This is a genomic window from Jannaschia sp. Os4 (assembly GCF_016820245.1).
Taxonomy (GTDB): Bacteria; Pseudomonadota; Alphaproteobacteria; order Rhodobacterales; family Rhodobacteraceae; genus Jannaschia.
Genome location: NZ_JAFCAR010000005.1, coordinates 1 through 11,950, shown reverse-complemented (window position 1 = coordinate 11,950; position 11,950 = coordinate 1). Strand labels below are relative to the sequence as shown.

The following is an 11,950-nucleotide window of genomic DNA, read 5'->3' as shown; positions in this document are numbered from 1 at the left end:
GGCGCATCGCGGATCGCCCGCCCCGCCATCACGCGCCGTCATTGGACAGGACGGGCGCCCCGTGGCAGGCCCGCGCCATGAGCATCTTCCATCTCGCCTTCAACGTCGGCGACCTCGACGGCGCGCGGCGGTTCTACGGGGACCTGCTGGGCTGCCGCGAGGGCCGCTCGACGGACACGTGGGTCGATTTCGACTTCTTCGGCCACCAGATCAGCCTCCACCTGGGCGAGCCCTTCGCCCACCGGCCCACCGGCCGGGTCGGCGACCATATGGTGCCGATGCCCCATTTCGGCGTGCTGCTCGGCCTGTCGGAATGGCGCCTCCTCGCCGACCGGCTGGAGGCGGCGGGCACCGACTTCGTCATCGCGCCCACGATCCGCTTCGAGGGCGAGCCGGGGGAGCAGGCGACGATGTTCCTGCTCGACCCGTTCGGGAACCCGATCGAGGTCAAGGGGATGCGCGATCCCGCCGGCTCGGCCTTCGCGACATGACCACGGTGCTGTTCGCGGGGAAGCCGAAGGACTGGGAGAAGGGCTACGACCGCCACCTGCCCGCCGCCCTCGCCGCGGCGGGGGTGGAGGCCGAGGTCGCGCTGCTGTGGGAGCCGCACGATCCGGCGGGGATCGACTGGATCGTCTACGCGCCGAACTCCGAGCTGCAGGACTTCGCGCCCTACGACCGCGCCCGCGCGGTGCTGAACCTGTGGGCCGGGGTCGAGGCGGTGGAGCACAACCCGACGCTGCGGATCCCGCTGTGCAAGATGGTCGAGGAGGGGCTGACGCAGGGCATGGTGGAGTGGGTGACCGGCCACGTGCTGCGCCACCACCTCGGCATGGACGCCCACATCGCGAACCCCGATCGCGTCTGGGACGACACCGCGCCACCCTTGGCCAAGGACCGGCCCGTGGCGGTCCTCGGGATGGGGACGCTCGGGTCCGCCTGTGCGTCGATGCTGGCGCAGCTTGGCTTCCCCGTGACGGGATGGTCGCGCGCGCCGAAGGACGTGGCGGGCGTGCGCTCCGTGACGGGGCGCGACGGCCTGCGGGACGCGCTCTCGCGGGCGCAGGTCGTCGTGGCCCTTGTCCCGCATACGGCCGAGACCGAGGACCTGCTCGACGCCGAGACGCTGGGCTGGCTTCCGAGGGGCGCGGTGATCGTGAACGCCGCGCGGGGGCCGGTGATCGACGACGACGCGCTGCTGGCGGCCTTGGACGCCGGACGGGTCGGCCACGCGACGCTGGACGTCTTCCGGATCGAGCCGCTGCCCGAGGACCACCCGTTCTGGGCGCATCCCCGCGTGACGGTCACGCCCCACGTCGCCTCCGCGACGCGGGTGGGGACGGCGAGCCGGGCGGTGGCGGAGAACGTGGCGCGCGGGCTGCGCGGCGAGGCGCTGATCGGGGTGGTGGACCGGTAGCGCGCGCCCCGCGCGAGACCTTCGATTGTCGAACGCGGAGGCAGGGGGTAACCGCGTCCCATGACCCGCCTCACGCCGCTCGCCGCCTCGCTGCCCTCCACCGTCCCCTTCGTCGGGCCGGAGGCGCAGGAGCGCGCGCTCGGTCGCCCCTTCGCCGCCCGGCTCGGCGCGAACGAATCCGGGTTCGGCCCCGCGCCGGAGGCGCTCGCCGCGATGCGCGCCGCCGCCGGGGAGGCATGGATGTACGGCGACCCCGAGGCCCACGAGCTGCGCCAAGCGATCGCCGCGCAGCACGGGATCGACGCGTCGCACGTCCGCCTCGGCGAGGGGATCGACGGCCTCTTGGGGGATCTCGTGCGGCTCACGGTCTCGGAGGGCGTCCCGGTCGTGACCAGCGCGGGGGCCTATCCGACCTTCGGCTACCACGTCGCGGGCCACGGGGGCGCGCTCCGCGCCGTGCCCTACGCGGGCGACCACGAGGATCCCGACGCCCTGCTGGCCGCGGCGGCGGAGGTCGGCGCCCGGCTGATCTACCTGTCCAACCCCGACAACCCGATGGGCACGTGGCACGACGCGGCGACCGTGCAGCGCATGATCGAGCGGGTGCCCGAGGGCGCGACCCTCGTGCTGGACGAGGCCTATGCCGACCTCGCCCCGGACGGGGCGCTGCCGCCGCTCGACCCGACCGACCCGCGCGTGATCCGGATGCGGACGTTCAGCAAGGCGCATGGGCTGGCGGGGCTGCGGGTGGGCTACGCCCTCGGGCATCCGGACCTGATCGCCGCCTTCGACAAGGTCCGGAACCACTTCGGCTTGGGCCGGGTGGCGCAGGCGGGGGCGCTCGCCGCGCTGCGGGCGGTGGGGTGGCTGGACGACGTCCGCGCGCGGGTCGCCGCGTCGCGCGACCGCATCGGGGCCATCGCGCGCGACGGTGGCCTGACGCCCCTGCCCTCCGCCACCAACTTCGTCGCCCTCGACACGGGTCGGGACGGCGCGTTCGCGCGCGCCCTGCTCGCCGCCTTGGCAGCGCGCGGCGTGTTCGCGCGGATGCCCGGCGTCGCGCCGCTCGACCGCTGCATTCGCGTCTCCTGCGGGCCTGCGGCGGAGATGGACGTCCTCGCCGCCACGCTTCCCGAGGCGATCGCCGCAGCGGAGGCGGGAACGGGGTGACATGCGGGGCGGTTGCCCTAGCCTGACGTTCGGAGGCCCGCCCATGCACGACCCCCACCGCCGCGCCCATCCCGGCATCGCCGAGGACTACACCGCCGCCTTCCTGTGCATGGCGTACCTGCTGCTGTTCATGAGCCTCATCACGATCTGGGGCCTCTGGGGCTATCCAGTCGCGCTGCTGATCTGCACCGGCCTCCACGCGGCGCTGACCCGGTGGCAAGCCGTGCGCGCCCGCGCGGACGATTGAGGGAACCGGGGAGTCCCGGCGTCGTTTCGTCTCCGTCCGCAGCGCACACGAGGAGATCGCCGATGCCCAGCCGAACCATCCGCCGCAGCGCCCGTCCCCCCCGTCAGGCCAGCGACACCGGCGTGTTCCTCGCGGTGGTCGCGCTGCTCGTGACGGTGCTCGCGTGGGGGCCGCTCGGGCCGGCCGCGCTCGCCCTCCCCGCCTTCGCCGCCGTGGCCGCGCTCGCGTGGCGTCAGCGCACGAGCGACGCGCCCTCCGACAGCGACTCCAGCTTGGCGTAGGCGATCTCGGGGTCCACGGCCCCGAACCCCGCGAAGGTGCCGAAGCCGCAGTCGCTGCCCGCGATCACCCGTTCCGTGCCGTAGGCCCGCGTGAACCGCTCCAGCCGGTCGGCCACGACCTGCGGATGCTCCACGAAGTTGGTGGTCGTGTCGACCACGCCGGGCACGAGGATCTTCGAGTCCGGCACCTCGTTCGCACGGTCCGTCCAGACGCGCCACTCGTGCGCGTGGCGGGGGTTCGACGTCTCGAACAGCAACTGGTCTGCGCCGACCTTGAGGAAGGTCGAGAAGACCGTGTCCATCGCGATGTCGCAGACATGCGGCCCCTCGTAGTTGCCCCAGCAGATGTGGACGCGCACGCGGGACGGGTCGATCCCCGCGAGCGCGCCGTTCAGGGCCTCCACGTGCGTCTCGGCGATCTTCACGAACTCGGCGTCGGACAGGTCGTTGAAGAGCATGTGCCGCGACAGCGCGAGGTCGGGGCAGTCGAGCTGCAGGTAGAGGCCCGCGTCCACGATCGTCCGGTACTCCTCGGCCATCGCGTCCGCGAGGGCGGCGAGGTATTCCTCGCGGCTGGCGTAGTGGTCGTTCTGCAGGAAGAGCGAGATGACCCCCGGCGAGGCGGCGTTCATGAACCCCTCCGCCGCGCCGTGCGCCGCCATCGCTTCCTTCAGGTGCCGGATGTCGTCGGCGAGGTCGGTCGTCCCCTTCGATTTCACCGGCCCCACGCACATGGGCCGCGCGTAGGTCGGCGTCCCGCCCCCCTCGGCCAGCCGCTTGAGGAAGGTGGGGAAGCGCTTGAGGTCGGCGGGCGCGTTGCGCGGTGAGTCCCCGTCGAAGCCGGTGTAGCGGTCCTTCACGTAGGTCGCGTAGCTGATCTTGGACGTCTCGCCGTCCGAGACGACGGTGACCCCCGCCTCCACCTGCCGCCGCACGGCCTCGTCCACGTTGCGGGCCATGACGGCCTCGAACGCGGCCGCGTCGTAGGGCTCGCCTCGCTCGCGCGCGAAGATCAGGTCGACCACCTCCTGCGAGCGGGGAAGCGAGCCGGCATGGGTGGTGCGGATGGGCATGGGGGTCTCCTCACGGGGTCGTGAGGGGGTGCCACGCGGCCGCGGATGACGCAACGGAGGTCAGGCCGCCTTCCGGCCCCCGTAGTCGGGCAGGTCGAACGTGACCTGCTCGGACCTCTTGCCGCCGTCGAAGAACGACGCGACCGACTGGACCGGCGACGATGCCGCGACCTTCGCCCCGAGGTTGATGAGGCGGCGCTTCATCTCCGACTGGGCGTAGGCGATGTCCGGCACGCCGGGCGGCAGCTTCTGGTTGGTTTCCGCGAAGTCGCGGAACCGGCGCTCGTAGGCGGCGAAGGCGTCCTCGGGGCGGTCATGGGTCGCGAGCTCTCCGGCGAGCACGTAGGCGCCGATGATCGCCAAGGTCGTGCCCATTCCGGTGTAGGGCGTCGGGCAATGGGCCGCGTCCCCCGCGAGCACGCAGCGCCCGTCCGACCAGCGGTCGGCCTTTATCTGATGGAGGGGACCCAGGTAGATGTCGTCGACCCCCTCGAGGTCGTCGGCGATGCGGTCGCATTCCCAACCCGAGCCCCGCAGGCGATCCTGAAGCCGCTTGCGCTTCTCGTCGAGCGACATGTGCGGCGGGTGGTCGTCGTCCGACAGGAAGTTGACGCTGGACCGCATCGTCCCCTCGTTGTCCGGGCGGAGGAAGGCGACGATCCCGTTGGCCGAGGTGTACCAGCGCCACCAGTCGTCGTCGCCCTCGCGGCGCGGCAGGGTGAAGTAGGAGGACCAGCAGCCGAGATAGTCGCGCGGCCGCGCGTCCGGCCCGATCACCAGCTCCCGCGTGCGGGAGTTCATGCCGTCGGCGGCGATCACCACGTCGAAGTCCTCGGTCGCCCCGTCGTCGAACGTGACGGTCACGCCGTCGTCCCGCCTGCCGAGGGCGTCGATGCTGCGTCCGTATCGGTATTCGACCGACTCGGGGTTCGCATCGACGATGATCTTCACGAGGTCGCCGCGGAGGATCTCGATCTCCCGGGTCAGCGAGCCCTTCTCCTCGACCGGGAACCGCGCGGTGACGCGCCCCTCCGCATCGACGAACGCCACCCCCTTCTCGCCCGTGTGGTGCGCGCGGATCGTGTCCTCGATCCCCATCATCCGGACGACCTCGCGGGCGGCGTCGGTGATGTCGATGTTCTGCCCGCCGAGCCGGAGCTGCTCCGCACGCTCGATGACGACGACGTCCCAGCCGTGCTTGGCAAGCCAATAGGCGGTCATGGGGCCGGAGACTCCGGCACCGGCGATAAGGGCGCGCATCGGCGGGCCTCCTCGGGATCGGGTGCGGTGTTCCGCCCTAACCCCCGACCGGGGCGGGTGTGTTCCCTACCCCGTCCACGTCGCCCCGGCCGGATCGTCCGTCCCGACGACATGGTAGAGCGCGGCGTCACCCTCCATCGACGGCCAAGCCGCATGCGACAGGCCCGCCGGCACCGACATCGTGTCGCCCGGCGCGAGGATGTCGGACCCGCCGTCCCACTCGACCCTCCAGTGCCCGGTCACGGGCATGAGCACCGACGGGCGGTCGTGGCTGTGCCTCTCGCCGGTGGACGAGCCCCGCGTCAGCAGCGCCACCTCGAAGCCCGGCTTGTCCGGCAGCACGCCGTGCTCCCCGATCACCTGCACGGGCGTCCGGTCCGCCAAGGCCACGAGGTCGAGGTAGCGCGCCACGTGGCGGGGCAGCACGTCGCGGGTCGTGGGCTCGGGATAGTCCTTCAGCTGTTCCTCGGTGAGCGTCGCCATCGGCGAGACGCCCTCCGGCAGCGCCTGCCCCTTCTTCGTGTCGTAGAGCTTGCCCGTCTCGGCGAGGACCAGGCCATGCGCCCCCGCCTCCTCGATCACCTGCGGCGCCCAGATCACGCCGCCGCCCGCGTCGTCGCCGCCGAGGATCGCCATGATCATCCCGTAGTCGGTGCCGACGTTCTCGAACCCGCGGAAGATGCCGGTGGGGATGTTGATGATGTCCCCCTTCTCCAGCACCACCTCGCCCGCGTCGCCCCAGCGGCCCCAGAAGAAGCGCCACCGCCCCGACAGCACGAAGAACACCTCCGCCGTGCGGTGGGAGTGGAGCGAGTTGCGGCAATGCGGCGGCTGGCCCGCCGCGCCGATGTTGAAGCCGTGCGGCGTCGTGATGTGGACGTGCTGGTCGGGCGACTCGCTGACGCCGCCGCCGATGATCGTGAAGTTCTCCTTGCGGTCCGATCCGGGCGTGTGCGCGTCGATGAACGCCGTCTTGCAGGGCTGGAGTTCGCCGTAGCGCACGGTCTGGACGGTCGCGGCGGAGGTCTGGTCGAGGCTCATGGGATCGCTCCTTGGGGGTCGGCAGGGGAATGGACGGGCCGCGGGGTCGCCCCCGGTCGCGACGGCGGACGCGCCGCTGGCGCGCCCCCGCGCGGGCGGGGACGGCCTGCGGCGCGTCGAGAGGCGTCGTGCGTAGGGCGCGGCGCGCCCGGCCGTGCGGTCAGGTCGGACGCAGCCGCGACAGGCCCGCGTCCAGCAGTTCCGAGCCCGTGCGCCGGGCGGCCGTCCACGGCGTGATGTGCAGGTCCCGCAGCGCCGCGCGCATCAGGTGGTGGCCGGCGGTGTAGATCCGGTGCCCCGCGCCCGGCTGCTCGGGCTCGGGTGAGTAGAGCCAGCGCTGGTGCCCGTGGATCGGCGCGTCGCGATGCACGTGGATGTAGTCCAGCGCGCCGTCGTAGTCCTCCATCGGGCGCTGCGTGACGTCCTGCGGCCCCGCGGCGGCTTGGTCGGCCAGCAGCGCGAGCCCTTCCAGCACCAAGGCCTCGCCCACCGTCCAGCGCCGGACGTGCCGCCAGCGGAGCGCGTGGTGCAGCTCGTGCACCACCGCGCGGTAGAGGTCGTCCTCCCAGTCGTCGGAGGTCAGCGCCTCGCGCTCGATCCCCACGTGTACGCTGTGCCCGCTCATGCAGAAGGCGTCGACGGCCATCCGGTCGCGCCCGAAGTCCGTCGGCTGGACCACGAGGTCGACGTTGGTCAGCCGGGATCGCTTGCAGACGTAGGTGACTGCCGCGTCCACCGTTCTGTTCACCTTCGGGAGCCGACGACCGAACAGGCCGCCCGCATCGAGGATGTGGGTTCGGATGGTCATTCTCGCGTCCTCCGCCGCTCCCGGACCCGGGGTGCCGGCGGGTCTGACGCGTCGGCGGGTCGAGGGGGGGTGATTGTCTTTTCATCAACGCCGCGACTCCCGACTCGGTTGCATTGAGGATGGTCTTTTCGCCTTCTCGTCCTCGTTGCAGGAGGTTGCGCGTCACCGCGAACCCAGATGGATCTGCTTCCAGACCGCCGTCTCGTCGAACAGCGTCCACTCCCGCCGCAGGCCCCACGGGCCGAACTCCGCATGGGTGATCCCGAGCACGTAGACCATCGCGCCGGTGGGCACCCCGAACCCGCCCCACCCGTCGTGGCGCCCCCAGAGCGACCAGCGCACCGCCGCGCGGGGCGGCATGAAGGGATCGTCACGTCCGATGACGTGGTGAATCTCGAACTCCGCCCGGGGGAAGGCCGCCCGTAGCGACATCCAGAAGCGGTCCGCGTCCCCGTGGCTGTGCCCCGTGACGCCGCCCGGATACTCCAGTTGCGCGGCGCGGTCGTAGGCCTCGGGGATGACGCGCAGGTCGGCGGACATGATCCGCTCGATCACCTCGCGCAGCCGGTGGCCCAAGGGGTCGTCGTTGCCGGTGCCGGCATACGGGCCGGGCCGGTCGGTCTCGGGGGTGAGCGGCTTGACGCAGCGCTCCGGCCCGCCCTCCTTGGCGATCAGGTCGGCGGCGAAGGCCTCGGGCGTGGTGCCCATCTGGCGCACGATCGCGCCTTGGTCGCGGATCAGCCACTCGTCGTCGATCCGGTTGTCGCGCGCGTGGCAGTCCGCGAGGATGCGGTAGCGCAGCTTGCGCCCCGTGGCCCGGCCGTAGACCCCGTCACCCGCATGGGTCGCCGTCGAGAGCAGCCGATGCGACGACAGCATCCCCGCATCCGCGCTGCCCGACCAGATCACGTCCTCGCCCAGCAGCCTCCGGTCCGGGAACTCGGCCAAGGTCGCCATGGTCGCGCCGATCACGTCCGCGTTGCCGACCACCACCGAGGCGGGCGAGCGGACCACGATGTCCGGCGCGTAGTAGTCGTGCAGCGTCGAGACGCCGCGATCCTCCCAGATCTCCTTGGTGATCCCGATGATGTAGTCGGGAAAGTCCTTCCAGCGGTTCGAGAAGCCCTTCATGCCGTCCCCCTCACGGTATCCCGGATCACCAGCGGGGCGGGCACGCAGGTGCGCGGCGCCATCCGCCGCCCCGCGATCCGCGCCATCACCCCCTCGACGCAGGCCGCGACCATCGCGTCCACGTCCTGCCGCACGGTCGTCAGCCGGTAGGCGGGCCACGCCGCCATCGCCACGTCGTCGAAGCCCACCACCGAAACGTCCTCGGGCACGCCCAGCCCCATGACGTGCCGCAGCTCGTCCAGCACGGCGAGCGCCATGTGGTCGTTGCCCGCGAAGATCGCGTCGGGCGGGTCCGCCCCCTCCATCAGCGCGCGCGCCGCCGCCGCAGCCGTGGCGCGGTCGTAGTCGCCCGCCACCTCCGCGTGCAGGCCCACGCCCGCCGCCTCCAAGGCCTCGCGGAACCCGTCGGCCCGCTCCCGCCCCGTGGACGAGCCGCGCCAGCCCGCGACGTGCGCGATCCGCCGGTGGCCCGTCCCCACGAGCAGGTCCGCCACCGCCGCCGCGCCGCCGAGGTTGTCCGACGTCACCGCGGGCAGCGCCCCGTCCGTCGCCCGGTTAAACAGCACCACGGGCACGCCCATCGCCTCGCACCGCGCCACGAGGTCGCCCGACAGGTTCACCGACGCCGCCACCAGCGCGTCGATCCGGTAGTCCATCATCGAGCGGATCGCGGCGTCGTGGTCCGGCCCCGCGCGGTTGCCGGTGGTGAACACCATCAGGTGGTGGTCCATCGCCTGCAGCGCGCGCGACAGCCGCTCGATCGCCGTGGCGAAGAACGGGTTCTCCAGATGCGCGACCACCAGCCCCACGATCCGCGACCGCCCCGTGATGAGGCCCCGCGCCATCGCGTCGGGCCGGTAGCCCAGCGCGTCGGCGGCCGCGCGCACCCGTTCCGTCATCGCCTTGGAGGCCGAGCCGTCGCCGAACACCCGGCTGACCGCCGACTGGCTCACGCCCGCCGCGCGCGCGACGTCGAGGGCGGTGGCCCGCCTCACCCGGCGGTCCATCCGCCGTCCACGAGGATCGACGTCCCCGTGACCAGCGCCGCGGCGTCGGAGGCGAGGAACACCACCGCGCCCATCACGTCCTCCACCTCGCCCACGCGGGGCAGCTTGATCTTCTCCTCGATCCACGCCCGCCGCTCCGGGTCGTCGAAGGTGGGTTGCGTCAGCGGCGTGCGCACGAAGGTCGGGCAGACCGTGTTGACCCGGATGCTCCGCGGTCCCCACTCGATCGCCATCGCCTTGGTCATGCCCTCCACGCCGTGCTTCGTCGCGCAGTAGACGCTGCGGTCGATCCCGCCGACATGGCCCATCTGGCTGCTGATCTGGACGATGGACCCGCCGCCCGTCATCCCCGCCGCCACCTTCTGCGCGAGGAAGTAGGCCGCCCGCAGGTTCACCCCGACCACCGCGTCGAAATCCTCCGGCCGCGCCTCCGACGCGGGCCCGTGCCGCGCGATCCCCGCCGAGTTGCACAGCACCTCGAACGGGGCGCGCGCGGCGAGGAAGGCGTCCACCGCGTCGAGGTCCGAGACGTCGAGCACGCCCCCCTCGGCCTCCAGCCCCGCGTCCCGCATCGCGGCCACCGCCGCCTCCACCTGATCGCCCGAGCGCGCGCAGACGGTCACCTCCGCCCCCGCCTCCGCCAAGGCGACCGCGCAGCCGAGGCCCAGCCCCCGCGTGCCGCCCGGCACGAGGGCACGGCGCCCGTCGAGGCGGAACGAGGGCGTGCGGGGCAATTGCATCAGGGGACTCCGGCGAAGGATTGCATACCTATGCAACACCTCCGCCGCCGCCGCCGCAAGGCCCCGCGTGAACCGAAGCGCGGGACGGGCGTTCAGGTGCGACACGCGACGGGGGACGGCATGGCGAAGGCGGGCGACATCGTGGAGGGGCTGTGCGCGGCGGCGCGCGAGGGCGACCCGGTCGCCGTCTCGACCATCGTCGATCATTTCGACCGGCGCTCCATCGGCGCGTTCATCGCGGTGCCCGCCCTCCTCGAGATCACGCCCATCGGCGGCATCCCCGGCCTGCCCACCGCGCTGGCGCTGTTCATCGCGCTCATGGCCGTCCAGATCGCCATCGGACGCGAGGACCTGTGGCTCCCCGGCTTCCTCGCCCGCCGCACGATCCACGAGGACAAGGTCGAGGCCGCCGCCGAGAAGCTGCGCCCCCTGACCGACTGGATGGACCGCCACCTCGGGCGCCACCTCGTCGCGCTGACCAAGCCGCCGATGCAGCAGGCGGCGGCCCTGATGGTCATCGTGCTGTGCCTGACGGTGCCCTTCCTCGAAATCGTGCCCTTCGCCTCGACCATCCCCATGGCCACCATCGCGATGTTCGGGCTGGGCCTGCTGACGGGCGACGGGCGGCTGATGGCACTGGCGTGGACGCTGTCCCTCGCCGCCTTGGGCGTGGCGTTCTGGGCCTTCGTGCTGCGCTAGCGCTCCGAGTAGGGGAACACCGGCGACCCGCCCGCCACGACGCCCCGCGCCGAGGCGAGCTGCCGCATCCGCGCGAACACGTCGACGCCCAGCTGGTCCCACACGTGGATCAGGTCGATCAGCACCCAGTTCTCGCGGATCAGCCCGCGCTCCACCCGCCAAAAGTCCAAGGACCGCATCGTGATCCGCCGACCGGACGGCACGATCCCCAGCCAGCCGTCCCCCGTGACCGTCATCTCCATCCCCGGCCAGCCGGTATAGGCGACGTAGTCCCCCGCCGCGAACATCGCGCCCCGCCCGTTGCCGCCCACCCGGTCGGGCAGCGCGTCGAGGAACGGGATCTGGTGCCAGCGCCGGAACCCCTCGATCCCCCGCGCCGTGCCGATCCCCGACGGCCCCATCCACGTGAGGTGCGGGTGCCAGTGATCCGCGAGGCCCATCGCGTCCGGCCCCTCGCTGTCGTGCTTCTGCAACCCGTCGAGCATCGACCGCACGACCGCCAGCGCCGCCGCCCCGTCGCCATGCGGCCCCAGCCCGTCCTGCGTCGCGGGCGCGGGCACCGCCCACTCGCGGCCCAAGGACGGCCCCATCGGCCAGACGCCCGCCTGCATCATCGCCTCCGGCAGGTCCCACAGGACATGCGCCTCCACGACCCGCCCGTCCTCCAGACGGAAGAACTCCGCGAAGCGCAGATGCGCCAGATGCCCCGTCGCGGGGATGCCGAGGAACGGGTGCCGCCACGTGCCGACATAGGTGCCGGAGCAGCCCACCCAGTCCCCCGACGGCGCGGTCCCGCGCAGCACGATCGTGTCCCGCCGCTCCAGATCGGGCCACGCGGCGACCAGCGGCGCCCACGCCGCCTCCCACGCCGCCTCGGGGCCACCGACCGTGCCCAAGGGGGTCATCAGGTGCATTGTGGCATCCGCCGCGTGCGCCGCGACGAAGGCCCCGCGCGCCGCATCGAACTCGCCGCGCCAGAGCGCCTCGCGGAAGTTGTCGAGCATCCCGCCCCTTCCTCTTGCCGGAAATATCCCGGGGGGTGCGGGGGGCGGAGCCCCCCGCCGGGGGGCCCCCCG

14 protein-coding genes are annotated in these 11,950 nt (G+C 72.6%); 6 read left to right on the top strand and 8 right to left on the bottom strand.

Going from position 1 to position 11,950, the window contains the following annotated elements; genetic code table 11:
• Positions 1–77 precede the first annotated feature (77 nt).
• The 5 genes from JQC91_RS13725 to JQC91_RS13705 all read left to right on the top strand — a co-directional run bounded on the left by JQC91_RS13725 (position 78) and on the right by JQC91_RS13705 (position 3,115).
• Positions 78–491: a VOC family protein gene (locus JQC91_RS13725; RefSeq protein ID WP_203287641.1), complete on the top strand. Its 414-nt coding sequence runs from the start codon at positions 78–80 to the stop codon at positions 489–491.
• Positions 488–1,417 carry a glyoxylate/hydroxypyruvate reductase A gene (locus JQC91_RS13720; RefSeq protein ID WP_203287639.1) on the top strand — a complete coding sequence of 310 codons (930 nt, stop codon included), beginning with the start codon at positions 488–490 and terminating at the stop codon, positions 1,415–1,417. Before JQC91_RS13725 ends, JQC91_RS13720 begins: the two co-directional genes overlap by 4 nt.
• A gap of 60 nt (positions 1,418–1,477) precedes the next feature.
• On the top strand, positions 1,478–2,587 hold the full coding sequence (locus JQC91_RS13715; RefSeq protein ID WP_203287637.1) for a pyridoxal phosphate-dependent aminotransferase: 1,110 nt from the start codon (positions 1,478–1,480) through the stop codon (positions 2,585–2,587).
• 43 nt (positions 2,588–2,630) lie between these two features.
• Positions 2,631–2,834 carry a hypothetical protein gene (locus JQC91_RS13710; protein ID WP_203287635.1) on the top strand — a complete coding sequence of 68 codons (204 nt, stop codon included), beginning with the start codon at positions 2,631–2,633 and terminating at the stop codon, positions 2,832–2,834.
• Between the two features lie 62 nt (positions 2,835–2,896).
• Positions 2,897–3,115, top strand: a complete 219-nt coding sequence (locus JQC91_RS13705; RefSeq protein ID WP_203287633.1) for a hypothetical protein — start codon at positions 2,897–2,899, stop codon at positions 3,113–3,115.
• Here JQC91_RS13705 and JQC91_RS13700 read toward each other — a convergent pair.
• The 7 genes from JQC91_RS13700 to JQC91_RS13670 all read right to left on the bottom strand — a co-directional run bounded on the left by JQC91_RS13700 (position 3,067) and on the right by JQC91_RS13670 (position 10,175).
• Positions 3,067–4,188, bottom strand: a complete 1,122-nt coding sequence (locus tag JQC91_RS13700) for a cobalamin-independent methionine synthase II family protein (protein ID WP_203287631.1) — start codon at positions 4,186–4,188, stop codon at positions 3,067–3,069. The two genes, JQC91_RS13705 and JQC91_RS13700, sit on opposite strands and share 49 nt — an antisense overlap.
• 60 nt (positions 4,189–4,248) lie before the next feature.
• The gene (locus JQC91_RS13695) at positions 4,249–5,448 is read right to left on the bottom strand and encodes an FAD-dependent monooxygenase (protein ID WP_275297019.1); all 1,200 of its coding nucleotides are present in this window, start codon (positions 5,446–5,448) and stop codon (positions 4,249–4,251) included.
• 66 nt (positions 5,449–5,514) lie between these two features.
• Positions 5,515–6,489 (bottom strand): cupin domain-containing protein, encoded by a 975-nt coding sequence (locus JQC91_RS13690; protein ID WP_203287627.1) that lies wholly within the window; start codon positions 6,487–6,489, stop codon positions 5,515–5,517.
• Positions 6,490–6,649: 160 nt separating this feature from the next.
• Positions 6,650–7,297 (bottom strand): DUF2268 domain-containing putative Zn-dependent protease, encoded by a 648-nt coding sequence (locus JQC91_RS13685; RefSeq protein ID WP_203287625.1) that lies wholly within the window; start codon positions 7,295–7,297, stop codon positions 6,650–6,652.
• Positions 7,298–7,459: 162 nt separating this feature from the next.
• Complete coding sequence (locus JQC91_RS13680; RefSeq protein WP_203287623.1) at positions 7,460–8,428, bottom strand: ester cyclase; 969 nt, start codon at positions 8,426–8,428, stop codon at positions 7,460–7,462.
• Entirely contained in the window at positions 8,425–9,435 is a 1,011-nt protein-coding gene (locus JQC91_RS13675; protein ID WP_203287622.1) for a LacI family DNA-binding transcriptional regulator, read from the bottom strand. Before JQC91_RS13675 ends, JQC91_RS13680 begins: the two co-directional genes overlap by 4 nt.
• On the bottom strand, positions 9,420–10,175 hold the full coding sequence (locus tag JQC91_RS13670) for an SDR family oxidoreductase (RefSeq protein ID WP_203287621.1): 756 nt from the start codon (positions 10,173–10,175) through the stop codon (positions 9,420–9,422). Before JQC91_RS13670 ends, JQC91_RS13675 begins: the two co-directional genes overlap by 16 nt.
• A 120-nt stretch (positions 10,176–10,295) precedes the next feature.
• Between JQC91_RS13670 and JQC91_RS13665 the strand changes: the two genes are divergently transcribed.
• Positions 10,296–10,874, top strand: a complete 579-nt coding sequence (locus JQC91_RS13665) for an exopolysaccharide biosynthesis protein (RefSeq protein ID WP_203287620.1) — start codon at positions 10,296–10,298, stop codon at positions 10,872–10,874.
• Here JQC91_RS13665 and JQC91_RS13660 read toward each other — a convergent pair.
• Positions 10,871–11,878: an ester cyclase gene (locus tag JQC91_RS13660; protein WP_203287619.1), complete on the bottom strand. Its 1,008-nt coding sequence runs from the start codon at positions 11,876–11,878 to the stop codon at positions 10,871–10,873. The genes JQC91_RS13665 and JQC91_RS13660 overlap by 4 nt on opposite strands.
• Between the last annotated feature and the right edge of the window lie 72 nt (positions 11,879–11,950).